The following is a 351-nucleotide window of genomic DNA, read 5'->3' as shown; positions in this document are numbered from 1 at the left end:
GGAGAGAGGGGAAGGGAGAAAAGAGGGGGAGGAAAAAAAAAGGAGAGGAGAAGAAGAGGAGAAAAGAGGGGAAAAGAAGGGAGAGGGGGAAAAAGGGAGGGGAAGAAGAAGGGAGGAAAAAGAGGAAGAAAGAGAGAAAGAAGAAAAAAGGGGGAAAGGAAGAGAAAAAGAGGGGGAGGAGGGGGGGAAGGAAGAGAGAAGAGAGAGAAGGAAAGAGGGCGAGGAAGGGAAGGGGGGAAGGGACAGAGGGGGAAAAGGGAAAAGGAAAAAGCGACGGGGGGGAAAAGGGGGGCGGAGCAGGGAAAGAGGGGAAGGCAAGAGGGCAGGTCGCTCAAATCGGGGCGGGGAACA

1 pseudogene is annotated in these 351 nt (G+C 54.4%); it reads left to right on the top strand.

Going from position 1 to position 351, the window contains the following annotated elements:
• Positions 1-351, top strand: a pseudogene (locus AB1471_RS18875) (hypothetical protein); the annotation flags it as partial.

Source organism: Jeotgalibacillus marinus (assembly GCF_040801915.1).
Classification (GTDB): Bacteria; Bacillota; Bacilli; order Bacillales; family Jeotgalibacillaceae; genus Jeotgalibacillus; species Jeotgalibacillus marinus.
This window is presented reverse-complemented; position numbering and strand designations above follow the sequence as displayed.